Here is a 25,350-nt window from a genome sequence, read left to right as displayed (position 1 = left end):
ATTTGAATGGATAAACAAAGGATACTACAACATGGAAACTATAGTCTCGGAATCTGGAACTGGGAAGTATGCTCAGGAAATCAGGATTGGTGAACATACATTAAAAGCAGATGAACCCCTTGCAAATGGAGGCAACGATTCGGGGCCATCCCCATATGATTTTTTACTTGCGGGATTGGGAGCCTGCACTTCCATGACTTTGAGAATGTATGCTGATTTAAAACAGATTCCATTAAAAAAAGTTATTGTGACATTACAGCATGAGAAAATATATGCCGAAGACTGCGCTGAGTGTGAGAATAAAAATACCAAAATTGATCATATAAATCGCCAGATCCAGTTAGAAGGGAATTTAACGGAAGAACAACGGCAAAAATTGTTGGAGATGGCAAATAAATGTCCAGTTCATCGCACGTTAACTTCTAAAATATTGATTACTACTGAACTTATTACAGCTTAATAAGGAGAGCACCGGGTAATTCATGTGGTTTATGTTCCGCTTCCTTACGGGCGCGGCTCGGTTTTCTCGGTTATTTATAATTCATTTTAGTGGTATTGCCCTGGATAAAGGCTAAAAAGCAACATAATTGCGGCTTTTTTGACTTAAGTAAGGCATGGTATGGTAAGCTTGGCGCTTATTTTAAAAGTGAGTCAAATATGATTAAAGTTGGGCAGTTTAATAAATTAAAGGTTATTAAAGAAGTATCGTTTGGTCTTTATCTTGATGGTGAAGATTGGGGGGATATTTTATTGCCGAACAAGGTTGTGCCTGAAGACACCAAGGTCAATGACTTATTGGACGTGTTTATTTATTTTGACTCCGATGACAAAATTATTGCTACTACTCAGAGGCCGCGCGCCAGATTAGGTAACTGCGCCTTTTTAAAGGTAATTGATGTCAATCGAGTAGGCGCTTTTCTTGATTGGGGATTGGATAAGGATTTATTGGTACCCGTACCTGAACAGCAACGCCCTATGGAGCAAGGTAAATCCTATATTGTTTCACTTAAACTGGATAATAAAGGCCGCATCATTGCCAGCTCCAAACTGGATCATTGTCTGGATAAAACACCTATTAATTTTAAACGTGGCGATGAAGTGAGTCTGCTTATTGCTGAGCCTACTGATTTGGGCAATAAAGTCATTATCAATGACAGTCATTGGGGGCTTATCCATTCTGGTGATATATTCCAGACTTTAAATTATGGCCGAAGGATACCTGGTTATATCAAAATGGTGCGGGAAGATGGAAAAGTTGATGTTGTTCTAAGAAAATTGGGTCATGATAACATTCGTGAACTGGCAGCGAGAATTCATGCTCAATTGCAGCAAAACGATGGATTTTTACCATTGCATGATAAAAGTTCGTCACAAGATATTATGCGTGCATTCGGAGACAGTAAAAAAAGTTTTAAAAGCGCGATTGGTCAACTGTATAAAGAGGGTGTAATCCATATCGAGGATAATGGAATTCGATTGCGGAATAAAAACAAAAATATAAAATGATCCTGTTTCTATTGTTGTAATGTAACATAGTATTTCAGCAAATCTGGAAAAGCGTAATTACAAATGTACTTAAAGTTCTCTTCCAAATGGCTCAGTATTTGTTTGCTTGCCACATTGCTAAAAGAGTGTCGATATCCCAGTAGAAAGGCCTTCTCCCTCCGGGAGAAGGTGCCAACAGGCGGATGAGGGGGTCTTAAAACCGTTAAAATTATCTATTAAAAACCTAACAAGGCTGGGCCGCGACCCAACATGAGTTTTAAATGAAAACAAAGAGATATTGACGGGTCTCGACCCGACCTTCACTTACTATTTAATGAATAATGTTTGATCCCCTCATCCGCCTGTCGGCACCTTCTCCCGGAGGGAGAAGGGATTCTAGGGGGATCTCGATATTCTTTGAAATGAGACCTTTAGCATTGTTTCAAGAAGCCTTAAGGCGAGTTGAATGTTCTGTACTTCGGATGATGGCATTTTATTCATATTATACGTTAACCTGAATGTGGCGTTGTGCCTGCATACCGAGTTCCTTCACTTATTACAATATGAAGAACGTTCTGATGTTTTTGAGAGGACCATCTTTAAGTGTTCAACTATGTGATTCTTCAGGATAAAAGTGTACTATTCATTTTTTTGAAACAGGGACGATTATGACGACACGCGATTTATTAAAGGGTATTTATTATGTATTGAGTTTTATTTTTTTCAGTTTAAATAGTTATGCCATTTCGTCCAATGAAACACTGGTACATTACGTGTACATGGGGGAGTTTTCCAAGGATACAGCACGGATTGCGTTAAATAAAATGCCTCCTTTAGATACTTTGGAAGTCCACTATAATCTTCAACTGTATAAAATTAATTATAAAACACCCGATCCTTATGGAAACCTGACTATTGCTTCCGGCTTGGTTGCCATGCCGGTATCACCATCAAAAAAGGTTGGGATCGTCAGTTATCAACATGGTACACGTTTTGAACGGAATGATGTTCCTTCTCGTAATAATGAAAAAAATTATATGTATCTGGCTGCATTTGGTAACAGCGCGGGTTATCTGATTGCCATGCCCGATTACCTGGGGCTTGGAGATAATGAATTACCCATTCATCCTTATGTTCAGGGGGAAACCCTTGCCAGCAGCAGCGTGAATATGCTGATTGCTGCAAAGGAACTGGCTCATGTCTTAAATTATCCCATAAGTGATAAACTGTATCTTGCCGGTTATTCTGAAGGTGGTTTTTCAACTAATGTTATGTTTGAGTTATTGGTAAACCAATATCCCAATCTCCCTGTTACAGCGGTTGCCTCGGGATCAGCTCCATATGATTGGGATGAAACGATGCGCTTTATCATGCTGGATCCAGGTCCTCGCGCAACAGCATATCTGGCTTATTTCTTTTATACCTTGCAAACATACAGCCATTATTGGACCGATTTTAATGAAATTTTTGCGCCACCTTATAATACCTTAATTCCTGTTTTATTGGATGGTCATCATACGGTTCCGGAAATTCTTCAGGCTTTGCCCTTGAATCCCCAGCTGATATTGCAACCCACATTCTTTAGTGGAATTATTAACCAAACGGATGAACATATTGATGTTCTGAAAGCCAATTTCAATCACTACGATTTTGTACCTAATGCTCCATTTTTGATGATAGGGACAAAAGGGGATCATGATGTCCCATATCATGGCGCTGAAATCGCTTATGAGATTTTTAGTCAACACAGTGATCAGGTATACATTAAATCAATCAGTGACACACTTGACCATGTGCAAGCACATCCTTATGTTCTTAAGGAGCAAGTAGCGTTTTTTAAACGATTTGATGATTGATTTTAACATTAAGAATTGGAGTTTCATTTTGTCTTTTGTTCCCACGTACTGAGCTTAATGCGCGGTATCTGGGAATTTGACAGGATAATGCGTCTGTTTCGTGGGGATATATCAGTTCAGTATGACGTTTCCCTATTCTCTTGAAAAATAACTGTACCGAATAAATTGTACATTTGGGACTCAATAGCGGTTTATCACGGTGTTGGTTTATACTCAAAAGTGATGTGGTTATTGAGAACAGATAATGCTAATTGAATGGTTTCATTGATATCTTTTAAAGTACTAAAGCCTACCAGGGTTTCCTGGTTCATGATTTCTTTAAAAGGTTCCAGGTTAGTGAGTGGCTCGCTAAGTTCGGCATAATGTTCGGAAGTTTCTCTTAATAAATCAAAGGTATCGGCGGTATCGGCGTTGCGAGGAAGTGTCTCTGAGTGCCAATGGCCTATGTTATTTTTATCGGGATTAATTGTATAAGCGTTTATCTTATTTTTTGTTTCGATGTAAATAGATAGTTGTGAATTGCATACATAAATTCCAATAATACCTTTAAAATCAATAGGATGAATTTTATTGATCACTGAAAATTGAACTGTAGTTGAAGGATATGTTTTACCTGTTTTTGAGGCGTGGATCATTGGATTATACATTGTTATTCCAGATTAATTTTGTTATTAAATAACTTAAATTAGGCTACACAGTTAAAAAGAACGTACTATTGTACTGAATTAACCTTATGGATTACTTAAAGAACGCATAAAAACTCAAATAATGATAATTAATATTTTATATATTGGGGTGAATTGGAGGTGTCTGTTGTTTAATTCGCTGTGGATTGTGAATTAAACGATTCCTTTATCAAGATAATCCAGGGGAAGGGCGGTAGTGTCACTAATCGTTCGTAATATAAAACTGGAGTGAACCGTGTCAACCCCGTTGATGGCGGATAGTTTCCCTAGTAAGAACGATTGATATGCCTGTAAATCAGGAACAATGATTTTTAATAGATAATCTGCTGATTGACCCGTAATGAGATAACATTGTATGACTTCAGGAAGAAAGCGAACGGTTTCTTCAAAGGCATTCATTATTACTGGCTGATGACTATTTAATCCTACAAGCACAATGACGGTTAAATGTAAACCTAACTGGGCTGGCTCGAGGAGAGCGACCTGTTTTTTTATATAGCCATCAGCTTCTAATAATTTAACACGGCGAAGGCAGGAGGACGGCGAAAGAGCTACCAAATCTGCTAATTCTTGATTGCTGATCTGAGAATCAGTTTGTAATAGTTCCAGAATTTTTTTATCTGTACGATCCATTTGATGGCCTTTTTCAATAAAAAATAAGGTATACAATTTATATTTTAGAATTTACAATCAATAATTTCCATTTCAGTGCAATAAAAATTCAAAATAATATATAAAAAGTCACAATTTGCAATTTAATTTCAAGAGAAATCAGTTAGAATCAGTTGATGACAGTTGTTTGGTCACGATGCTCACATTAATCGCTTTTCTTGAGAGGAACTATGTCAAATTCACGAATTCTTGCCTGGTTTGTATGGATTATTGTATCCATATTTTATGCCTATCAATACGTTCTAAGAGTAATGCCAAGCATAATGATGGGTGATATTACAACGCAGTTTCATATCGATGCTGCTGTATTTGGTCAATTTTCGGGAATTTATTATTTAGGTTACTCCTTGATGCATTTACCCATAGGCATCATGCTTGATCGCTTTGGTCCACGGAAAGTAATGTCTGTATGCATCTTACTGACAGTTATTGGATTACTTCCTATCTTATTTGCTGAGCACTGGATCTATCCCTTGATGGGGCGGGCATTAATCGGTATTGGTTCTTCAGCGGCTATTCTGGGAACATTTAAAATAATACGTATGACCTTTAAGGAACAGCACTTTCCACGTATGTTGAGTCTTTCTGTGATGATAGGGCTTATCGGTGCGGTTTATGGAGGTGGCCCAGTGAGTTATTTGTGCAATACTCTGGGCTATCAGATGGTAGTGGAGCTGTTTGTTATTCTTGGTCTGGTTTTGGCATGTATTACTTATTTTATTGTCCCTGATGTTGAAGCGTCTCATCAGGAATCAGTTATAGCCGATATAAAAGCCGTCTTTACTAACAGTAAAGTGATTCTATTGTGTTGTTTTTCGGGTTTGATGCTTGGGCCTCTTGAAGGTTTTTCAGATGTATGGGGTTCAGGTTTTTTGAAACAGGCTTATGGTTTTGATGCATCCACAGCGAATTATCTTCCTTCCATGATTTTTATAGGGATGTGTTTCGGTTCTCCTGTTTTAAGTCTGATCGCGGAAAAATCAGGTTATTACTTGGGTACGATTATTGCAGCGGGTGCAGTAATGTGCCTGACATTCAGTGCTCTTGTGATGGGTGTATTAACGGTAACCACCATTTCAGTGAGTTTTATCCTGGTGGGCATGTGTTGCGCTTATCAGATATTGGCAATTTATAAAGCCTCAACTTACGTACCTGATAACCTGGCGGGTCTTACCACTGCTGTTGCCAATATGATCATCATGAGCTTTGGTTATGGTTTTCATTCAGTCATCGGGTACGTCATTAATTCCAATGGAGGAACTCAGGTCACTCGTGCTTTCTCATACGGCATAGGGATCATTCCAGTTACTCTGGCATTAGGAATTATTGGCTTTTTAATCCTGGCGTATAGAGAAAAGCAGGCTGTATCGGGTCGATTGGATTTGCGATTTAATTGATTCATGGATGTTGATTTTCTAGAGGTTCCATTATTAATCGGTGTTCCATTTTTTGGGGTTAATTGAACTATAATTTGGAGATGAAATAATAATTTCCCTGCAGGATCAAGCCATGCTTGATCCTGAGTTAGATCAATTGAGGGTTATGAACAGAGGACTTTATGGATAATCTGAGAACAGATATTCCTCAAAGTATCGTGCACACAACGCTTTATCGCGCGTTCATCCCGCCAGTATTGTTGTCTTCATTTTGTCTTCTTATTTATTACTATACCAGTTTTACCGTTTTTCATACGGTGGTAGAAGTCTTTTCGGTATTTATTGGGTTTACCGCAATGACGGTAGCTACTACAACCACTCAATTTACTAACAATCAATTTGTTGTATTTATCTCAATTACTGCTGGTTGGTGTGCCGGTCTGGATTTAACACACATCCTCGTTTATAAAGGAATGAATTTGATTCCTGGAGGCGGGGGGAATGAGAGTACTCAATTGTGGATATCCGCTCGTTTCTTACAAGCTTTTTCTTTTCTCATAGCCCCATTTTTTTTTAGACATTCACTTAAAATCTGGATCATTAATCTTTTTTATGGCTTTTTAACAAGCTGCATTCTCATTGCTGTGTTTACTGGTTTTTTTCCACAAACCTACATTGAAAATTATGGGCTAACCTGGTTCAAGATTATCAGTGAATGGGGCGTTGCGTCTATTCTATTTATAGCATTGATCGTGCTATGGCATAACAAGAGTATGATGTCGCGAAACTTATTGTATTTTATGTCTATGTCGATCACTACTTTGATGTTCGCTGATATCATCCTTTCTCACTATACTGATTTATTTGGCCTGGAAAACATTATTGGCCATTTGCTTAAGATATTTTCATACTGGTTTATTTACGTTGCCCTGGTGGTGTCAACTTTACGAGAGCCTTTTAGCATGTTGGCTCGAGCAGCAAGTACTTATGATAACATTCCAGATCCGACTATGATTGTTCAGTCGAATACTCTTGTAAGTCAGGCTAATAGTGCCGCAGCCCATTTTAGTCATTTAAAAGCCGAGGACCTGGTTGGATTATCGAGTCATGATGTGTTCCATGACAAGAGGATTAACCCGGAACAGTGTCCAGTATGTTCTCAGCTTCCGATACGAAAAGACATGTTCATGTTAGAGTTGGAGATAGATGGTTTATGGCTGGAATGCAGTCTTGCTCCTATAAGTTCAGATATGTTTCCAAACTCATGGGTGCAGGTGATTCGAAATATCACCGATCGTAAACAACTTGAAATAGAGCACAGCAAATTATTATCTGCTTCAAGGGAACGGCTTAAGGAAATAAGTTGTCTTTACACTATATCGAAATTAATAGACTCCATGGCAGATAAAACGATTGAAGAGATATTGATGAAATCAGTAATGGAGATCCCTAAAGCGTTTCAATTCCCTGATTTGATCGTCACGAAAATAGAAAGTAAATGGGGTGATTATTATTCTGATGCTGGCGCAGATAAAACTTCTTTTCAAATTGATAAAGATTTATTTATTGATAAAGAATACGTGGGTAAAATCGTGGTGTATTACTCTGTTCCCCCGCCTGTTTCTGAGAATATTTTCCTTCCAGAAGAGCGTACGCTTCTGGATTCTGTAGCCTCGCAGTTAATTGGTGCCTTAAACCAAATACTTGCGAAGCAGAAAGCCGCCAGTGCTGAAGTTCGGTTTAAGGAAAGTGAGCAACATTTTCAAGCCATTATCGATCAGACTGGTGTTGGTGTTTATGTAGGGGATAAAAGCAGATTTTTATACGTTAATCCAAAATTCTGTATTATAACTGGCTGGAGCAAAGACGATTTGTTACAAAAAAATTTATTGGATTTAATCGAAGAGGAGTCGATCAAAAAGTACATACAAAGTCAATGGAACGACTTATATCAGGGTAAATCAAGTATTTCTTATCAGTTTCCTTTCAAGAGAAAGGATGGGGTGTATATAACCTTAAGATCTGACTCAACAATAATAAACTGGGAGGGTAAGATTGAATATATCTCGTTAGTGCAGGATATTACTGAAATTGAAAATGCAAAAGAGCAAATCAGTAATTACATCAGCCAATTGGAACAAGCAATTAAAGGAACTTTTACAGCAGTTTCCAATATGGTTGAGATGCGTGATCCTTATACTGCAGGTCACGAGCGCAGAGTGGGATTAATTGCCAAGGCAATTGGTGAGGAGCTGGGTTGGTCCGTTGACCGTTGTGCTTCTCTTGAGCTTATTGGCTTGGTTCATGATGTTGGCAAGATTTCAATTCCTGCTGAGATACTGTCCAAACCCAGCAAGTTGACTGATTTGGAAATGGAATTAATCAAAGGTCATGCTGAGGCCGGTTATAATATTTTAAAAGACATCCATTTTAACATCCCTGTTGCCGAGGTTATTTTACAACATCATGAAAGACTGGATGGAAGTGGTTATCCTCGTGGTTTAAAAGGGAACGAAATTCTACCTGAAACACTTGTTATTTCCGTTGCAGACGTATTGGAGGCCATGTCCTCATACAGACCATATAGACCCGCTTTGGGAGTTGATGTGGCAATTGCTGAAATAAAGCGTGGAAGAGGTATTCTATATGATGCGCAGGTTGTTGATGCCGCGTGTAAGCTTATTCATGAGAAGAAAATAATATTAACGCATACTTCTTAAGCATCCTGGGATGATTTCTCTGTACTCATAAGCCAGTATGATAGATATCTGATTGATCTAAATTATTTTATATTTTAGACTCAACAGTCACTTAATTAACTCACAATTTTGATCGGTAATGAACACTCTCTGGACAGAGAGCATGCTAACGTACACTACCTAACCATTTTAATTTGATTGGAACATTATTAATGAAAAAAACATGGACTATTCTTTCCTTATCTTTGGCTTTATATGGAACACATTCTTTTGCGGGTACTGGAGGGGCTGTATTTGAAGAGCCTTCTGGCTGGACGGGTTTTTATATTGGTGCGAATGCGGGATACCTATGGTCCGCTAGCAATGTAATCAGGAATTTAGGGATTGCTTCGTATGAAAATCCTGCTTTTAATCCATTTTCCAGATTAATGTCCGAATCTATTGCTTACCTCGGCACTCATGAGATTTATAACTCATTGGACAGTTTTATAGGAGGGGGGCAAATTGGGTATAATGCTCAAATTTTAGATAAACTGGTTATTGGAATTGATGCAGATTTGGATGCCATAAGTCCAACGAGCAGTACCACTAATTTTATTAGTACAGCAACAACCCCTTTAATGGTAGGAGTTACTCATACTGCCAATATCTCTCTTACCAAGAAATTGGATTACCTTGGACTTGTTAAAGGTCGTTTAGGGTATTTATTAAATCCTAATGTATTGGTTTATGGAGCAGGTGCATTTGCTTATGGTGGCGCAACATTGAATACAACTTATGAAGTCACTAATACGCAAGCTAATTTTACACCGATGTCTGGGTATGCATCGATACATGATGTTTTAGGTGGCTGGGCTGGCGGCGGCGGCGCAGAGTGGCTAATAACTCCCTGCTGGAGTGTGAAAGCAGAATATATCTATTATAATTTAGGCCCTACGCACAGCTATCTGACGCTTACTCAAAATGTAGCGCTTAATCCCCCGGAGGCTTTTGCTGCGGCTTCTGTAAAATCCAAAGCTGAATTTACAGGAAATGTATTGAGAGTTGGGGTTAACTATCATTTCGGATAAGCTAGAGGGTTGGGTCGTGACCCGACAAGAGATCTAAATGAAAACAAAGGTACGATGTCAGGTCTCTACCCAACTTACGTTTGCTGAACAGCAACCCTCATCCCCAACCCTTCTCCCTTAAAAAGGAGAAGGGAGCTGATGGTACATGCTTGCTGGTTACTGAACAGCAATCCTCATCCCAGCCCTTCTCCCTTAAAAAGGGAGAAGGGAGCTGATGGTATATGCTTGCTGGTTGCTGAACAGCAACCCTCATCTCCAGCCCCGTTACCTTAAAAAGGGAGAAGCGAGCTGATGGTATATGCTTGCTGGAGCGAAGATTAACTTGGGATTAAATACGAAACTGTAGCCAAGAGGGATACGGCCTGATTGGATTCTTGTCTAAAATGAGTCGCCAGGTTCGTTGGACTAATAACATTAGTAATGTTGAAGTTGTTTTTACCAAAATCGTGATAAACAAGCTCCCCTGAAAGAATCCAGTTTGGAGTAGCTAAATAATTGGCACCGATACCTACATTGTAACCCGTTTTATAACTGTCCAGATTAGCTAATCCTACATAATTATTGGCTACGCCAGTTGTTAAATTAGTTACAGCACCTTCGAAAACAAATTGGTGTTTCACATTGGCGAAACTGACGCCTGCTTCAACAAAGGGCATAAAATGAGAAAACATTTCATATCCTAAAACGCCATCAATATTGTAAATGGGTTTGAATGAACGCAAGAATGAATCTTGACCTGTTGCTAATTGATTAGGGCCTCTGGCTGAGGAATAACTGATTTGATAGGAGTTTTCCATTGGGGTGTAGTAGATAGAAGCCTTACCGCCTAGATAAGTATTTTGGTTAAACATGAGACCATAACCAACCTGTCCTGAAAACAGAACAGCAGAATTAGTTACTTTATGAGTTCCCTGACGTATCGTCCCAAAACCTGGTCGAGTGATGGTATAATCATCATGACTGATTACTGTTGTAAATCCTGTACCCAGACCGGCGTAAAAGCCACCAAATCCAGTAGTATCATTAATTGGTCCCATAGTCCCTGCAAACACATTGCTTAAAGCTAATGATAAGGGCGCAATTAACATAAATCGGCTACTCATACTGATTCCTTTTAGAAAATGAAGAGCGCGTATTTAATCATTTATTTGTGTGTTTGTATGTAAAAATATTCTTTTTAGAATTAAAGGGTTAGTCTACCAATTGGTACCCTCTTGATAACCCGGGAAAGGTTATCCTGAATGCAATGAAGAATCTCCTGTACGTGGTTCTGTACCTACATTTGGAGATCCTTCACTTCACTCATAAAGACGACATCTTGTTACGGCTTAATTAAAATAGGGCTTCAAAGTCTGTTGTACATCCAAATCCAAAGCTCCTGAATTAGGATTAATGGCGCTAACGGTATCGCCCAGATAACCTATTGCCCAAAAATAGACATTATTGGTTCCGATCCCGCTCTCTGCCAGATAAGGCATTAAAGATTGGGTGAAGAAGCTTTTTCCAGCAGCGGATTTCCAGGATGCTTCGCCCAATACGATAGGGAATCCTGCTTTGTGCAAGAAGCCCCAACTCCAGTCAAAGCGTAGAGTACTCGCAATTCCAGGTTCTGTTTCCCAACCAGCTACTTCTTTGGGGTATACATGAGGTGAAAAAACCACATGACCATTCGTACCGGCTTTGTCATTACCCAATAACCAATCTACAGTATTCGAGTTCAGATCAGGAACTTGCTTATATAATTCATTAGTGAATTTATCGGAATCAAATTGAGCTATTCCTTTTTTGGCTAATTCTTTATTGAGCAGAGGCTTAAAATCTTCTCCCCAGTTCCCTTTAAATGAGACTACTTCCTGCGCATCACCACAATTACCCGGATCATTCCAATGATCAAAGCCATTGGAGGAACTTGGAACCTCATTTTTGGCAATACAAATGACCGGATTATCCGCATCATCGTTACCACCTCCTGAGCCTTCAACAAATATTAAAAGATCGGGGTTGGTTTGATGAATTGTTTTTGCCGCGGTTGCGATAACCTGTGTCCACGCGATCTGATTATTTTTACCTTTGAACCAGTTGAGCTGGTAGGGCTCATTAAATACATCAATACCGATTACATTATCCAGACCACGTTGTTTGATTTCGTTGGCCAGAAGTGTTAAATCTTTGGCATACTGATTCATGTCATAAACCGTTCCGTCACGCATACCATCACCGTATCCATAACGGTGGTGCATATCTATCATTACTTTAACGTTGTTCTTTTTCATTTCTTCAAGCACGATCCAGAAGGCTTGCTTTGGGCTTACTGCCTTTTCACATGCGTTACCATTTCCCTGCCATGATTTACAGAATAAACCATTTCCTGATTCGGGTTTTTCTTTATTTGAAAGCGCTTTATTTAAATCTACTTCAGATTGATCGTCATAAAGAACACCTGGTTGAATAGGTAATCGAACGGTTTTAAATTGAACCGCGTTTTGCTGGTCTACACCTGAATCAGCATAATCTCCAGGGTGTACTATTAAATCCATCAAGCCTGCGCGTATTGAATTGGAATCTGTTGTCATGCTGTAAAAAGGATTGTTTTGCAGACCCTGAAATACATTAGTATCTTGAAAGCCGGACCAGGATAGACCATTTATTATGACTTTATTGCCTTCATTGTCATATATTTGACCTTGTTGAGTATAATAGGCATTTGCGTCGAGAGTTATACCAAGTAATAACCCTAAACTGAGATATTTTACATAATTCATGTGTCAATTCTCCATACAATGTTAAGTTCAATGTTCAATTGAACAGGCATAAAAGTACATTATTTAAACACACAAGGAGTTTGTTTGCACATTATAGTCTGGAATTTTACAAAAAACTTACAACTTGATGGTGTTGAATAGAGGTTTTATCACGAGGAATATTAAACGTCAGAGCTTTAATTCACTTGGCATTGTTCATTCCAGTAGAAAAAAGCCTGACGTTAGCATTATCTAAAGCTTATCTATAGCAACGCAACGCACCCCATGCATTTCTCCAACATCCGGGATGAGCAGGTGCCATAGTTGAAAATGCCCCTGGATGATTTAATACACAGGTTCCATTGTAAATTGCTCTATGATATCCGTAGCCACAACCTTGAGCAGCATTTGCAATGGAAGAAAAACCCACAGCTAAAAATAACAAACCAACCATAAGACCTGTACGTAAAAAGCCTGAAAAGCACATAGAATGTGTATTCATGGCATCCTCCTTAGTATTTTATTTGTTGTACTACAAAATAAGTATAGTGCTATTTTTTTAAATGTGTGTAAACAAAATGCAAATTGGTTAATTTATTTATTTTTAGCTTAATCCACTCTTTTTACTCGCTTTATTTTGAATTGAATTCATCTGTTCTTCCCAAAAGCAGGTTGTGATGCACGAAAAACAGAGTATGAAACAGGGGATTTCAGGAGCTAATAAAGCTTGTTTATTAGGCATGTAATTAAATTTATGAGTTTAATGAGTTAAATTGATGTTTCAAGGAGTAATTGTGTGCAAAAATAGTTGATTCAATTGTTTGATATTAATTTTATGTTTTTTAAAAAATGCTCTTCTACCAAGCCGCTTATTCAGGTAATTACTGAATTTCAAAGTATAAATAACTCATGTTCCATGCATAGTATTTCCAATCAGAGTCTGTTGTTTATTGACATTGTGGAGGATAAAAAGCAAACGTTATTGTACTTGTTTGATCTTGATACCAATCGAACTAAAAGGTGCAAATCTCTCGATAAACCGTATGGATTTATTGGACGATTATCAAACAACCACCTGATTTTAAAAAATTTAAATTCGGATGATTTATTGATTCTGGATACCGTGAATTTTGAAATTGCGAACCAATTTAATCGTCAATGGTGTATCTATCCTCAATTGCATGGTTTGGCGGAGTTTAAAGCGATTACAGCAGTCAAAACCGAGAACACAATGAATGAGGAAGAGGGTGCAGTTCATATAGTAATGCATGATTTGCAGTCCATGATTTTTGATAATATTGTTAGCGACCCTATTGCCATGGAGCATTCCTACTATCAGGTAGGGCCTTTGGTTAAATTGGCTAATGGACATTTTGCCTGTTCTGTAACAGGGGAGAATACTGATTATTTTAAAGTTATTTTGTTTAAAAAAATCCGAAATGACCCCCTGGATTTTAGGGTGATAGGGGTTATCAACCCAATAAAGCAGAACAATAATTCCAGTATTTCTTTAAGTGCCTTTGTAGGGTTACCTGATGGTAAAGTATTAACTTATCATGCTTCTGGTCTTGATTTTCAGGTCTGGAAAGGAACAGAGTGTATTGAGCGATGGAGCTGGAGAGACATCCAATGTTCGGATAACTTGTTTACCAATGGATTTTGGACTAATGGTGTATTTCCTTTACCGGACAGTGAGCATTTAGTGATTTTGGCATCTCATGTTAATTTATTTTTGTTCAATATGAGATTGAAAACAATGAAAACCGTTCAATTACACGGGTATTATCCTCAGCAAATTGAGGTATGTACCAATGGGCAGGTTATCGTTAGAGCAACTCAAGATTTTAAAAAATATGTGTTATTATTGGTCGATTTTAAAGAAATACTTGAATACAGAACGATTATTTCTAAACTGATCAGAGAAAAAGGTTTGCCGGAAGAATTGTGCAGCCATATATTCGGTTATGTTGCACCGGGTTCTTCCTGGAGCACTGAGCAGGATAGTTCATGCCAATTTACCTGCACAATCAGTTGAAATGAGTGTTTCAATGAAAAATAAATTGATTGATGTGAGAGAGTTTAAATGCTGAAAGGCTATTCAGGAAATTAAACCCTTGTTGAAAATTCTCTTCAAAAAAAACAATTTATGATATAAATCATGTAATTAATATAAGTGAAGACTCCGAGTGAAATATCGTCCAGATGTAGATGGGTTAAGGGCAATTGCCATTATATTTGTTTTATTTTTTCATAGTGGCCTGAGCCTGTTTCCTTCTGGTTTCGTCGGCGTGGATGTTTTTTTTGTGATTTCCGGTTTTTTGATAACCAGCATCATTCATGATTCGTTACAAAACAACAAGTTCTCTTTTATTTCATTTTATAATCGAAGGCTATGGCGTTTACAGCCCGTTTTTATTTGTTTGATTGCAGTCAGTCTACTGATGACATTGCTGTTTTATTTACCGGATGATTTGATTAACTTTGGTAAAAGCGCGCGTAAAACCTCTGTTTTTCTATCCAATTCATTTTTTGAAAAGGTCACTACTGGTTACTTTTCACCCGATAGTAATCAATTACCTTTGTTGCATACCTGGTCCTTATCCATTGAATGGCAATGTTATCTGATTCTCCCGATGGTCATTTTTCTTTTGCATAAAATTTGTGGCCCACGCCAGATAGTTCGTTCTGTATATGTTCTTACGTTATTATTTTTTGTCTTATCCTTATATTACTCATCACAAGCGCCAATGAAAACCTATTATCAATTGGTGAGTCGTATATTTGAATTTTTAATTGGTGCCTGTGTTGCCTTAAGTCAGCATCGTTGGTCATTGAATAAATATGTTATTAATGTCGTGAGTACTGTGGCTATTCTCACACTATTCTATATAGCTATGCGTCAGGACATTAGTTTGGGATTTCCCAATAGCTATGCTTTTATATTGTGTCTTGCCACTGGAATAGTGATTGCTTCAGGGCACTGTGAGCCTAAACCTGTATGGAGTCAGATTCTTTCTATAAGACCAATAGTATTTATTGGATTGCTCTCTTATTCTCTCTATATTTGGCACTGGCCCGTCTTTGTTTTGATTCGATATCTCAATATAGAAGAGACCCCTTTGGTTTTATTATCCGCTTTTTGTATCGTATTTATTGTTGCTTATCTTTCCTGGCGCTTTATAGAAAAGCCTGCAGGCAGGGCAAACAAAACGCCCTTTAAATACAGCGCAATGCTTCTGTTCGCATTACCCGTTGGCTTAATTCATATCAGTGATTATGTAATCAAAATAAATGAAGGATTACCTCAGCGATTTACTGAAACGTCCATGGTTTATGAGACTTTAAATCAATATTCCAGTGAACAAAGAGCTCGATGTCTTCAACAAAAAAATATTGAAATCAATCGAGATTGTGTTTTGGGCGCTAAAAACTCCAGAAAGCAAACGGGGTTTTTAATCGGTGATTCTTATTCAAATCATCATTGGCGATTTCTTGATACCATTGCTCAGGAAGCCAATGTGTCTGTTCTTGCTCATGCAACAATAGCCTGTCTCGCATTACCAGGAATATACCAGTTCGACATGTTTATTAAAAATGGAGTGTATCAGGTATGTCATGATCAAACAGCCCGGTATTATTCTATGATTCGAGAGAATCATTTTAATTACGTCATTATTGGAGAGAATTGGTACGCCTATCTGGGGGATAAAATAATTAATCATGTTGGTGACGAACGTTCCCATGCTTTGACTCAAGAGCGTATTGAGAAGGCTCTGGATGAGGCCTTGCAGGTAATTGTTGCCTCGGGCGCCAAACCGGTATTAATAAAATCCATCGCAGCGACGCAAAGAAATCCGCATGAATGTTTTTTTGAGCACATAAAAAGAAGAAGCCAGTATTATCCCCAGCAATGTGAATTTAATCTGAATCCAAAGGATCAGCAGTGGTTCGATGAACTTTTTGCGAGAATGGAACAGAAATACCCTCAATTGGTATTGATTGATCCTCAAAAGGTTTTATGCCCCAATGGGCGGTGTAAGGCCGATATTAATGGCGTGCCTGTATTTAAAGATGAAGGGCACATCACTGATTATGCTTCATATCATCTGGGGCGTACCTATTTGCAACAGTACAAGAATCCTTTAACCTGAGTTAGGCAATCAAGTCCGGGTTCCTGGCCTTTTTAATCCAATAAAGCATCTACTTCATATTAATCCAGTTAATTAATAACTGTTGTTCATCAGGAACCTTAATAGAACACCGCATAAGAAATATTTTCGCTATTGTGTATTATACTTAATCAAAGAGATGTATTTTTGCCAAGCGCAAGCGTAACTTCTCAATAGCCTCGGGAAACGTCATCCTGAACGCAGTGAAGGATCTCCTGGAAGTGGTGCTGTGCCTGCATTTGGAGATCCTTCACTTCGTTCAGGATGACGAAATTTCAGGATTTATTGAGAAGTTAGGCGCAAGCGTATTGAGTCGAGTTATAATATGCCTGATAAAAGCATAGTAAGTAAAATATATGAGCTTCTACGGCGAGAGAAAGCACGCGATAATCCGCTTGTTGGGGAGTTTTCTTACTCCACTAAAAAAACTTCCGAGATTGTCAGTGGACCGTATGTTCGCGGAAACGCCATGTTTTCAAACATTTCTGAATTGATAAAATCCGCAAATTCGGAAGTATTTCTTTGTTTCTATAAGTTTCAGAATGATTCGGTTGCCGGTTTGAAAATTCTTGATGCTCTCGCCGATTTGAAAGCTAAAGCGGATAGGGAGCAAAGACCCATTAAGGTTAAAATAATAATTAATAAAAAAACCGGATTATCTTCATTAATTCAAGGTGATGGTCGAAAATCTCCAATTGATACTCCTTACTTGCTTCAACTAAATAGCGAGCATTTTGAGGTTCAAGTTGGATTTCATGAGCATAAAGCCTTTAACTCCAGCCACTCTAAATTGGTATTATGTGATGGCAAGGACGCTGCTATTTTAACGGGCGACCCAACCTTCGCCAATTCCATGGACGATAAACAAAACTGGGTAGAAGTCGCTACTGTGTGTAAAGATGCTGGGCTCGTTAGCGGTTTTCGTAGTCAATTTGTATCTCTTTGGAATAATGACACCGTACGGCTAGGTCATTCTGGCAAGAAAGAAAAACTGGTTCATGCCCATCCTGAACGCAATGACCAGCAAAATGACCAGAAAAATGATAGAAAAAGAAGTCTTTTATTGAGTAAGACCCCATCAGCAAGTCCTTTTATTCGTCATCGTTCACCCTACAAAAGCGCTTTACTCACTTTATTAGATAGCTCAAAATCTTCCGTCAAAATCATGGTAAATAATTTAAATGACAAGGACATTCTTAATGCCTTGTTACGTTGCGCTAAGAGAGGAGTTCAAGTTGAATTGCTCCTTGGGCGGTATCATGGAGAAAGTGCAGAGAAATTACCGTTTGCTGGTGGCACCAACGTTGACAGCATCAACTATCTCTTGTCCAAAGCTACAACGAGTGAAGTACGTGAGAAATTGTCTTTGCGTTGGGCTTGCCAACCTGATGGTACTTTGGTTCAAAACATGAGCGAAAATTCAATTCACGCCAAAGTTGTGATAGTCGACGAGTCTCATGTTTTAACGGGATCTTCTCTTATGGATAAACAATCCTCTCGCTCTGGAGAAAGCGATATACTGTTTAAATCAAAAAAGTTGGCTCGTCAATATATTAATGAGGCATTTGACCCAATCTTCTCTATAGCTCGAGATGCTCATTCTCATAACATACAGAAACCACTTACTCGACAAGAGATCAACGCCAATTTAAGAAAGGCCTCAACTAAAGAAGAGTTAATTTTAGTTGTAAAAGATTATATTTATATGCGCGAATATGAGGATAATTTTACAGGTTTTAGACAGGTCTATTCTTTTTTCAGTAACCAATCAAAATTTGATCGAAAAAACAAAATTGAGGACGCTAAAACGATTCTTCATCTATTGAGTGATGGCACTGGTGAAGTAAGTGTAATTCAAACAGACGGTTTACTCATGGAAATATATGACAAAGCCAGTTCCTTTATACGTTCAAATCCTACTTTAGAATAAAATTCTTACTCATTGATCTGACTTGAAAGACGCCGATCGAAATGTTGGTTCACTAAACAGGGTTCGCTTATTTATTTGAATCGTGTTCAACTCCTGCGACGACCAAATCGATATTGGGTTCGCCGCAATGCTTTACAATCTCTATACGAACCTGATTGCGAAGACGAATGACTTCCTCCCAACTGTTTTCTTCAGGAGTAATGGGCTTTCCAATTATAACGCGAATAGGAACAGGCTTGAGCAAATAGCTGCCATCTCGTAAAAAGATACGGGTACCTGTAATTGCGATTGGGCACAGGTCAGTCTGGGTTTCAACCGCCAGAGTGAAGGCGCCTAATTTAAAGGGACGCAATCCAGTTGCGTAAGTAAACGTGCCTTCCGGAAAAATAACAACCGAATTTTTTTGCAGAATGACTTGTTCTATCTGGTGTTTATTTTCTATGCTTTTCATAAAATCCAATCGATCTACAGTTAAATACCGCAAATTTTTTATAAACGTTCGAATTATTGGCGTGTTCAGCAGTTCCTTTTTAGCAGTAAATACAACTCCAGGCGGCAGGACAGCTAACAAGAGCAATGCATCGGTGTAACTAGCATGATTGGATACAAATATCTTGGGTTTATCATCCGTTAAATTACTGGATCCTTCAATGCGGATAGGGCACATTGCCAATCTGAACCACAATCTCGCTCCCCAACGGGTTACTCGAGCGCCCATTCGATGAGAGGCCAGTAACACGACAAGCCAGGCAGGAAAGAGAGTCAGCAGGAAGAGTATTCCTAGATAGAATGTGTAAACCAATTTTCCTGAAAAGCACAACATATCATATATTTTTTTACAGGCACTCATCAATACTAACGTGCCCATTTGCCATTGTACTGATCTTCTATTTTTGACGAGGTTTCCTTCAATAAATGCCTGTTTACACGCTGAGCGTTGCAATTTTCCACTTGATGTTTTAGGGACAGTTTTAGGTGGAACAAGAATAATGTGATCCGGTACAATACCTAATTCGATTGCCATCTTGTCGATGATTGCCGCACGAAGAGCAATTTGAGTTTCCTTTTTATGTTCATTCGTCTCTGCGACTACAATTAATTGTTCTGTTCCACTGCTTTGATCGCTCACTCCAAAAGCGATAACGCAGCCTTTACGAATATTGGGAATGAGATTCACAATTTCTTCTATTTCTTCTGGATATAGATTCCGGCCCGCTTTGATGATGAGATCTTTTTTTCTACCTGTAATAAACAGCTCCTTATCGGCCAGATACCCCAAATCACCGGTATCCCACCATCCTTGATGATATGCTTTTTGAGTGGCTTGAAGGTTATTAAAATAGCCCTGCATTGCAGAGGGGCCTTTGAATTGAATAGAACCAACTGAACGCTCTTCGATTTCATTGTCATTTGCATCCACAATACGAACTTCATGATCTGTTAATGGCAGACCGCAGCCTACAAAATCAAGTGCTCTTTCGTTTTGTGATGCAGGAACCGCTTTATTGGTCTGTTCAAAAACGTCACGTTGAACTCTATCAATTAGAGGTTTACGCCTCTTCAGTGGAAAGGTTAGACCTACTGTCGCTTCGGCTAATCCATAAACAGGTGCAAAAGATTCAAGATTAAAGCCATATGGCGAGAATTTTTTACTAAAGCTCTCCATAGTTTTGGGATTTATGGCTTCTGCACCATTAAATGCAAATCTCCAGGAACTGAGATCCAGTCCTTCAATGTCTTCTGGTTTGATTTTTTTTACGCATAACTCATATGCAAAATTGGGACCGCCTGAAAGAGTCGCCCTGTGATAATGCAGTGCCCATAACCAACGCTCAGGTCGTGTTAAAAACGTAAGAGGTGACAGTATCGTTATCGGAACGCCAAAATACATGGATCCAAGCCAGCTCATCAGTCCCATATCATGATATAGAGGTAACCAGCTAACAACAGCGTCAGTAGGTTCAACCGGTATTGCTTTGCCTATTGCTCTAATATTCGAGAGCATGTTGCTATGATTTATCAAAACCCCTTTAGGATCTCCTGTGCTGCCAGAAGTGTATTGAATTAAAACCGGGCTTTGTGGATCTAAATCCAACATGGGCATAGAGCCGGTAGTCATTTTGAGTTGGTTAATAGTGGTTACTTCTTTAAGGCTGGGTACAAAAGTACCCAAAATCTTACTGAGTGGCGCTGCTTCCGAGAAGGTAATTAATATTCTGACTTCAGCATTATGTAAAATCCGTGCTTCTCGTTTTGCATATTCTTCAATGCGGTCTGGACGAAATGGTGGATAAATTGGAACGGGTATAGCCCCAGAAAATAACACGCCACAAAATGCATAAAAAAATTCTGCGCTGGTTGGAAGCATGATGGCAACCGTATCTCCTTGCTTTATTCCTTTATAATTTAAGCCTTGGGCAATATGATCCGCCTCATTTAGTAATTGTGAGTACGAGATTATTTCTTCTTCACCTTGTTCATTTTGTAAAAAAAGATGAGGTCTTTTGGCTTCTTTTGTGGCGTAAGCAGTCAGTACTTCGGTTAATGTTTTAGCCGAAGTTAAATCAATATTTGTAATTTCTAGAGGGGCGGTAACGTGTTTTGCTTTGTGTTTTGACAAGGTTTGGGAACTTTCAATGATTACTTGAGTCAGATCAGTTAATGATTCAACATCTACCAGGGCACGTTCAGGAAGTTGTAAGGAAAATTCCTTTTCAATACGGCGAAAGAGCTCGACTTTTCCGAGACTATCAATACCAATGTCTCTATCAAGAGAAGCTGTAAGGGTAACGGCCTGACGTCCTCGTTCAGCACCAAGATCTGTCATGAATTCACGGACAATTGAGAGAACTTGCTCTTCGACTGCCTGTTGGTTTGTTTCCCTCGTCATAATTCAAAGCATCCTGGATAAAGGTTAGTTTCAAAAATTTGAAGTGATTCTTTAAATTTTAAAATCTGACTATTTGATTTGAATGAGCGAAATCTTATTTTTAACCTTTGGATAATCGACCTAAATTTCATTTTCAGTGATGTATACTACAATTATAGATTAGTGATTATGAAAAAAATATGAACACATCAAAGTAAGTCAGAGTACCTCAAACGAGCAGATGGACACCCCATACAATCAAGCGGATAAATTTATAGTATGGCAATTTAAATGAACAATACAAAATGGTCACAAAAGGTTACAGAACAAAGTCATGCTCTTAATCTGGAAAAGGGGGTATTTACCTGGAATGATCCTCAAAAAATTGCAGCATCATTAATACAGTCTGCATCGAACAGTACTCGTAGAAATGCAACGGTGTATCAATCGGCCATGTCTATGCTGAATTTTTATATAAATCGTGCAGGTAAGAACTTATCTCCAGAAAGGAAAGAATTACTCAATCAAGCGAAAAGGGAATTGAGCACGCTTGCGAAGAATGATACATAAGATTGTTTCTGAGGCTGGTGGTTTTATGACGGTAAAAAAGAGATGGGAGCATTTTACTCACGATGCTGACATTGGGGTAAGAGGAATAGGGCCTACTTTGGCAGATGCTTTTGAAATGGGCGCTCTAGCCTTAACTCATGTGATAACGGATTCTCATCTAATCAAACCCGATTCAATTTTTCATGTGGTGTGCCAAGCTCCAGATATTGAAATCCTCTTCGTAGATTGGTTAAACACGGTTATATACTATATGGATATTCATAATATGTTATTTTGTGAATTTCAAGTCACCATTAAGAATCATGGATTAGAGGCTATTATTAAGGGGGAGGTTGTTGACAGGGAGCGACATCACCCTGCAGTTGAAGTGAAAGGAGCAACTTATACTGAACTGAACGTTTTTTATGATCACGATGTATGGACAGCACAATGTATTGTGGATGTCTAATTAATTTAAATAATTAATTTAATCTAGAGAAAAAAGCCAATGGACCTAACCCTTTTAAAGAAAATTAATGAATTTGAATGGCAAATCCCCAGACATGGTCCCATGTTGGTGCCGGCTGTTATTTTTGCTTCTGAAGAGTTAATCGTGGATATGGATATGAAGGTTTATGAACAGCTTTCCAATGTAGCAACCTTACCTGGAATTGTTCAAAGTGTTTATGCTATGCCTGATGCGCACTGGGGATATGGTTTTCCCATAGGCGGGGTTGCTGCTTTTGATCCCGAACTAGGAGGTGTTGTTTGCGCAGGCGGGGTTGGTTTTGATATTTCTTGCGGGGTACGGCTCTTATCGACTGGCTTAAAAAGAGCGGATTTGGAACCAGTCAAGGAAGAATTGGCCGATGCATTGTATGCCCATATTCCGGCAGGTGTTGGCAGTCGGAGCCGTATTCATCTCACGATAAAACAATTGGATGATATGCTACGTGGCGGTGCGAAATGGGCTATAAAACAAGGCTATGGTGAGCGAGCGGATTTAGAACGTATTGAAGATAATGGCTGTACGGAAGGCGCCATGCCTGAATATGTTTCGGATCAGGCGAAAAAACGTCAAAAAAATGAAATGGGAACTTTAGGCTCTGGAAACCATTATTTGGAACTTCAGGAAGTCAGTCAGATTTATTGTCAAAAATCAGCTGCTGCTTTGGGCTTGGCAGAGGGGGATGTCGTCGTCAGTATTCATTGCGGATCACGAGGTTTAGGCCATCAGATTGGGACGGATTATTTGCGCTCCATGTTAATCAATTCTGAGCGGCAAGGGATTAGACTTATTGACAGAGAGCTGGCCTGTGCTCCCATCAACTCACGAATTGGGGAGAGTTATTTAGGTGCCATGCGGGCGGGAATAAACTGTGCCTTGGCTAATCGTGAAATCATTACACACTTTATGCGCGAAGTTTTTCAAGATGTATTACCAGGGATAAAAGTAAATCTGATCTATGATGTGTCTCATAATACGTGTAAAGAAGAGTACCATGAGATTAATGGACAATCTCAACGCGTGTTTGTACATCGGAAAGGAGCAACACGGGCACTGGGGCCAGGTCATCCCAAATTACCCGATGTATTTTCTCATGTGGGACAACCGGTGATTATTGGTGGAAGCATGGGAACCGCATCCTACGTGTTAACAGGTACCAAGACTTCCGAACACAAATCATTCAGCTCCGCCTGTCACGGTGCCGGACGTGCCATGAGTCGCCATCAAGCGATGAAACAATGGAGTGGAAGTGAATTAGTCAAAACGCTTGCTGAACAGGGAATATATATTCGAAGCGGCTCATTTCGGGGAGTAGCCGAGGAAGCTCCAGGCGCCTATAAAAATGTTGATAAAGTGGTGGATTCCGCTCATCAGTCTGGGCTGGCCAACAAAGTTGCCCGATTGGTACCGGTTATCTGCATAAAAGGCTAAGGTGATTTGTTACTTTATGTTCAGTCATTCTTCCCTTAATTTAAAACGTGCCAATGGAGAATAGTTACTTCCTTCGCTTTGAGGTTTGCTTTCAATAAAAAACAACTCATTGATTGTGATTGATGGGATTGGTGGTAATTTTATCTGGCTCAAATCCACAGTTTCTGCCAGCAGGTGATGGGATGCTAATCGTCCTAAAGTCATATGAGCACGAAATGGCCTGTTTTCAATGGGTATGTTCAGTGCTGTTAATTCATGGCCAATTGATGCTGATAGATCATTTAAAATTGAGTGGGGTCCAACAGTAAATGAGAGGATTTTAGGATGTGATGATGTTGGAAACCATTGTAATGCCCCGATTTCCAATTGAAATGAAGGGGTATTTTTAAGTGTATTTTGCATTTTTTTTATTAATTGAGGAACGCATTCTGATTTAAGACTGTTTAAAAATTGCAGGGTGACATGGAGATGTTCGATTTTAACCCATCTTAAATTGGAGTCCGGAACAGCGTGTTTTAAAGCTGATAGACAAGTAGACATATCATTTTTTATGGCCGGATCTAGCATAATTGCGAAGAAGGAGCGTATCGTTTTCATCATATTGCCTGTTTCCAAAACTAAAATTAATTTCCCTGCAGTTCAATCTCAAAATAATTTAATAGGTTCATCGCATCGGGCATGGAATATTTGCCTTTGCGAATATTATTTTCAATCGGATTTATAGCGTAATTAATGGCATCAGTAAAATCAGCAGAATAAAGTGTGGTATGCATGAATTGACTGCCTTGAAAATCGGTAAGAATAAAAACTCCATTGGATAAGTCACACCCTCTGAAATCGGCATCATGTGCTTTACACTCTTCAATAACCAGATCCCTTAATTCCAATTCAAAAAAACTGGAGTGACTTATATTGGATTTATAAAATTTAATAGGGCTGGATAATTTTATTAAAGGCCATTTAGCTTGAGTCCAATTGATGCCAATCATTTTACATTCTTCAAATACAATTTCATTCAAAGCGGTATTTTTAAATTGAGCAGAACTCAGATTGCAGGAACTAAACTCACAGTCGACAAACTTACAGGATATAAAGTTCGTTTCTATAAAGCTTGATTGCTTGAATGTGCATTGTTCAAATAATTTATGTTCTATAACTTTATTATCGAGTTTTAGATTAGAATAAGTCAGTTCATAAAACTCATCTTGATTCAATAAATCTATGTTCAATCGATGCCTCCCGCCATGACTTTCTCTCTGGTTTAATATGGTACATCAAATTATCGGCTAAACTATTAATATCTCAATAT

20 protein-coding genes are annotated in these 25,350 nt (G+C 38.7%); 12 read left to right on the top strand and 8 right to left on the bottom strand.

The window, feature by feature from the left end; genetic code table 11:
• The first annotated feature begins 31 nt into the window (after window positions 1-31).
• The 3 genes from IZU94_RS14730 (at window position 32) to IZU94_RS14720 (ending at window position 3,341) form a co-directional block, all read left to right on the top strand.
• Window positions 32-460, top strand: a complete 429-nt coding sequence (locus IZU94_RS14730; protein WP_238400501.1) for an OsmC family protein — start codon at window positions 32-34, stop codon at window positions 458-460.
• A gap of 197 nt (window positions 461-657) precedes the next feature.
• Window positions 658-1,506 carry a CvfB family protein gene (locus IZU94_RS14725; protein WP_203112211.1) on the top strand — a complete coding sequence of 283 codons (849 nt, stop codon included), beginning with the start codon at window positions 658-660 and terminating at the stop codon, window positions 1,504-1,506.
• 647 nt (window positions 1,507-2,153) lie between these two features.
• Complete coding sequence (locus IZU94_RS14720) at window positions 2,154-3,341, top strand: alpha/beta hydrolase family protein (protein ID WP_238400461.1); 1,188 nt, start codon at window positions 2,154-2,156, stop codon at window positions 3,339-3,341.
• A gap of 194 nt (window positions 3,342-3,535) precedes the next feature.
• Here IZU94_RS14720 and IZU94_RS14715 read toward each other — a convergent pair whose 3' ends face one another.
• Together IZU94_RS14715 and IZU94_RS14710 are read right to left on the bottom strand one after the other, a co-directional pair.
• Window positions 3,536-3,988 (bottom strand): hypothetical protein, encoded by a 453-nt coding sequence (locus IZU94_RS14715; protein ID WP_203112208.1) that lies wholly within the window; start codon window positions 3,986-3,988, stop codon window positions 3,536-3,538.
• Between the two features lie 192 nt (window positions 3,989-4,180).
• Window positions 4,181-4,660, bottom strand: coding sequence for an Lrp/AsnC family transcriptional regulator (locus IZU94_RS14710; RefSeq protein ID WP_203112205.1), 480 nt, complete (start codon window positions 4,658-4,660; stop codon window positions 4,181-4,183).
• Between the two features lie 209 nt (window positions 4,661-4,869).
• Here IZU94_RS14710 and IZU94_RS14705 point away from each other — a divergent pair, with 209 nt between their 5' ends.
• The 3 genes from IZU94_RS14705 (at window position 4,870) to IZU94_RS14695 (ending at window position 9,844) form a co-directional block, all read left to right on the top strand.
• On the top strand, window positions 4,870-6,096 hold the full coding sequence (locus tag IZU94_RS14705; RefSeq protein WP_203112201.1) for an MFS transporter: 1,227 nt from the start codon (window positions 4,870-4,872) through the stop codon (window positions 6,094-6,096).
• A 161-nt stretch (window positions 6,097-6,257) separates the two neighbouring features.
• A complete protein-coding gene (locus IZU94_RS14700; protein WP_203112198.1) occupies window positions 6,258-8,795 on the top strand; it encodes an MASE3 domain-containing protein in 2,538 nt (845 codons plus the stop codon).
• Window positions 8,796-8,986: 191 nt separating this feature from the next.
• Window positions 8,987-9,844: an outer membrane protein gene (locus IZU94_RS14695; RefSeq protein WP_203112195.1), complete on the top strand. Its 858-nt coding sequence runs from the start codon at window positions 8,987-8,989 to the stop codon at window positions 9,842-9,844.
• 317 nt (window positions 9,845-10,161) lie between these two features.
• On the opposite strand, the gene IZU94_RS14690 is transcribed toward IZU94_RS14695, so the two are convergent.
• The 3 genes from IZU94_RS14690 to IZU94_RS14680 all read right to left on the bottom strand — a co-directional run bounded on the left by IZU94_RS14690 (window position 10,162) and on the right by IZU94_RS14680 (window position 13,087).
• On the bottom strand, window positions 10,162-10,947 hold the full coding sequence (locus IZU94_RS14690) for an outer membrane protein (protein WP_203112192.1): 786 nt from the start codon (window positions 10,945-10,947) through the stop codon (window positions 10,162-10,164).
• 225 nt (window positions 10,948-11,172) lie between these two features.
• Complete coding sequence (locus IZU94_RS14685) at window positions 11,173-12,606, bottom strand: cellulase family glycosylhydrolase (protein WP_203112190.1); 1,434 nt, start codon at window positions 12,604-12,606, stop codon at window positions 11,173-11,175.
• 238 nt (window positions 12,607-12,844) lie between these two features.
• Window positions 12,845-13,087: a GCG_CRPN prefix-to-repeats domain-containing protein gene (locus IZU94_RS14680; RefSeq protein WP_203112187.1), complete on the bottom strand. Its 243-nt coding sequence runs from the start codon at window positions 13,085-13,087 to the stop codon at window positions 12,845-12,847.
• A gap of 333 nt (window positions 13,088-13,420) precedes the next feature.
• Here IZU94_RS14680 and IZU94_RS14675 point away from each other — a divergent pair, with 333 nt between their 5' ends.
• The 3 genes from IZU94_RS14675 (at window position 13,421) to IZU94_RS14665 (ending at window position 18,684) form a co-directional block, all read left to right on the top strand.
• A complete protein-coding gene (locus IZU94_RS14675) occupies window positions 13,421-14,620 on the top strand; it encodes a hypothetical protein (RefSeq protein WP_203112184.1) in 1,200 nt (399 codons plus the stop codon).
• Window positions 14,621-14,771: 151 nt separating this feature from the next.
• Window positions 14,772-16,736: an acyltransferase family protein gene (locus tag IZU94_RS14670; protein ID WP_203112181.1), complete on the top strand. Its 1,965-nt coding sequence runs from the start codon at window positions 14,772-14,774 to the stop codon at window positions 16,734-16,736.
• 343 nt (window positions 16,737-17,079) lie between these two features.
• Window positions 17,080-18,684, top strand: coding sequence for a phospholipase D-like domain-containing protein (locus tag IZU94_RS14665; protein WP_203112178.1), 1,605 nt, complete (start codon window positions 17,080-17,082; stop codon window positions 18,682-18,684).
• Window positions 18,685-18,751: 67 nt separating this feature from the next.
• Here the strand turns inward: IZU94_RS14665 and IZU94_RS14660 are convergent, their stop codons facing one another.
• On the bottom strand, window positions 18,752-21,574 hold the full coding sequence (locus IZU94_RS14660) for an AMP-binding protein (protein WP_238400460.1): 2,823 nt from the start codon (window positions 21,572-21,574) through the stop codon (window positions 18,752-18,754).
• Window positions 21,575-21,844: 270 nt separating this feature from the next.
• Here IZU94_RS14660 and IZU94_RS14655 point away from each other — a divergent pair, with 270 nt between their 5' ends.
• The 3 genes from IZU94_RS14655 to IZU94_RS14645 are packed head-to-tail and all read left to right on the top strand — an operon-like array spanning window position 21,845 to window position 24,041.
• Window positions 21,845-22,123 (top strand): DUF3175 domain-containing protein, encoded by a 279-nt coding sequence (locus tag IZU94_RS14655; protein ID WP_203112175.1) that lies wholly within the window; start codon window positions 21,845-21,847, stop codon window positions 22,121-22,123.
• Complete coding sequence (locus IZU94_RS14650; RefSeq protein ID WP_238400714.1) at window positions 22,113-22,571, top strand: archease; 459 nt, start codon at window positions 22,113-22,115, stop codon at window positions 22,569-22,571. The genes IZU94_RS14655 and IZU94_RS14650 overlap by 11 nt, the downstream gene beginning before the upstream one ends.
• 39 nt (window positions 22,572-22,610) lie before the next feature.
• Complete coding sequence (locus IZU94_RS14645) at window positions 22,611-24,041, top strand: RtcB family protein (RefSeq protein WP_203112172.1); 1,431 nt, start codon at window positions 22,611-22,613, stop codon at window positions 24,039-24,041.
• 24 nt (window positions 24,042-24,065) lie between these two features.
• Here IZU94_RS14645 and thpR read toward each other — a convergent pair whose 3' ends face one another.
• The gene (thpR, locus tag IZU94_RS14640) at window positions 24,066-24,641 is read right to left on the bottom strand and encodes an RNA 2',3'-cyclic phosphodiesterase (RefSeq protein WP_203112170.1); all 576 of its coding nucleotides are present in this window, start codon (window positions 24,639-24,641) and stop codon (window positions 24,066-24,068) included.
• 23 nt (window positions 24,642-24,664) lie between these two features.
• Complete coding sequence (locus tag IZU94_RS14635) at window positions 24,665-25,270, bottom strand: pentapeptide repeat-containing protein (protein ID WP_238400459.1); 606 nt, start codon at window positions 25,268-25,270, stop codon at window positions 24,665-24,667.
• Between the last annotated feature and the right edge of the window lie 80 nt (window positions 25,271-25,350).

It is taken from the genome of Legionella bononiensis, assembly GCF_016786215.1.
In the GTDB taxonomy this organism is placed as follows: Bacteria; Pseudomonadota; Gammaproteobacteria; order Legionellales; family Legionellaceae; genus Legionella; species Legionella bononiensis.
Note: the sequence above shows the minus strand (reverse complement) of the source record. Positions and strands in the feature narration are given on the sequence as shown.

Bases quoted from the DNA above. Each gene is read 5' to 3' on its own strand.
- IZU94_RS14720 (WP_238400461.1), top strand. From the start codon at position 2,154: ATGACGACACGCGATTTATTAAAGGGTATTTATTATGTATTGAGTTTT.
- IZU94_RS14685 (WP_203112190.1), bottom strand. From the start codon at position 12,606: ATGAATTATGTAAAATATCTCAGTTTAGGGTTATTACTTGGTATAACT.
- IZU94_RS14725 (WP_203112211.1), top strand. From the start codon at position 658: ATGATTAAAGTTGGGCAGTTTAATAAATTAAAGGTTATTAAAGAAGTA.
- IZU94_RS14705 (WP_203112201.1), top strand. From the start codon at position 4,870: ATGTCAAATTCACGAATTCTTGCCTGGTTTGTATGGATTATTGTATCC.
- IZU94_RS14695 (WP_203112195.1), top strand. From the start codon at position 8,987: ATGAAAAAAACATGGACTATTCTTTCCTTATCTTTGGCTTTATATGGA.
- IZU94_RS14645 (WP_203112172.1), top strand. From the start codon at position 22,611: ATGGACCTAACCCTTTTAAAGAAAATTAATGAATTTGAATGGCAAATC.
- IZU94_RS14665 (WP_203112178.1), top strand. From the start codon at position 17,080: ATGCCTGATAAAAGCATAGTAAGTAAAATATATGAGCTTCTACGGCGA.
- IZU94_RS14710 (WP_203112205.1), bottom strand. From the start codon at position 4,660: ATGGATCGTACAGATAAAAAAATTCTGGAACTATTACAAACTGATTCT.
- IZU94_RS14655 (WP_203112175.1), top strand. From the start codon at position 21,845: ATGAACAATACAAAATGGTCACAAAAGGTTACAGAACAAAGTCATGCT.
- IZU94_RS14715 (WP_203112208.1), bottom strand. From the start codon at position 3,988: ATGTATAATCCAATGATCCACGCCTCAAAAACAGGTAAAACATATCCT.
- IZU94_RS14690 (WP_203112192.1), bottom strand. From the start codon at position 10,947: ATGAGTAGCCGATTTATGTTAATTGCGCCCTTATCATTAGCTTTAAGC.
- IZU94_RS14730 (WP_238400501.1), top strand. From the start codon at position 32: ATGGAAACTATAGTCTCGGAATCTGGAACTGGGAAGTATGCTCAGGAA.
- IZU94_RS14700 (WP_203112198.1), top strand. From the start codon at position 6,258: ATGGATAATCTGAGAACAGATATTCCTCAAAGTATCGTGCACACAACG.
- IZU94_RS14680 (WP_203112187.1), bottom strand. From the start codon at position 13,087: ATGAATACACATTCTATGTGCTTTTCAGGCTTTTTACGTACAGGTCTT.
- thpR (WP_203112170.1), bottom strand. From the start codon at position 24,641: ATGATGAAAACGATACGCTCCTTCTTCGCAATTATGCTAGATCCGGCC.
- IZU94_RS14650 (WP_238400714.1), top strand. From the start codon at position 22,113: ATGATACATAAGATTGTTTCTGAGGCTGGTGGTTTTATGACGGTAAAA.
- IZU94_RS14660 (WP_238400460.1), bottom strand. From the start codon at position 21,574: ATGACGAGGGAAACAAACCAACAGGCAGTCGAAGAGCAAGTTCTCTCA.
- IZU94_RS14675 (WP_203112184.1), top strand. From the start codon at position 13,421: ATGTTTTTTAAAAAATGCTCTTCTACCAAGCCGCTTATTCAGGTAATT.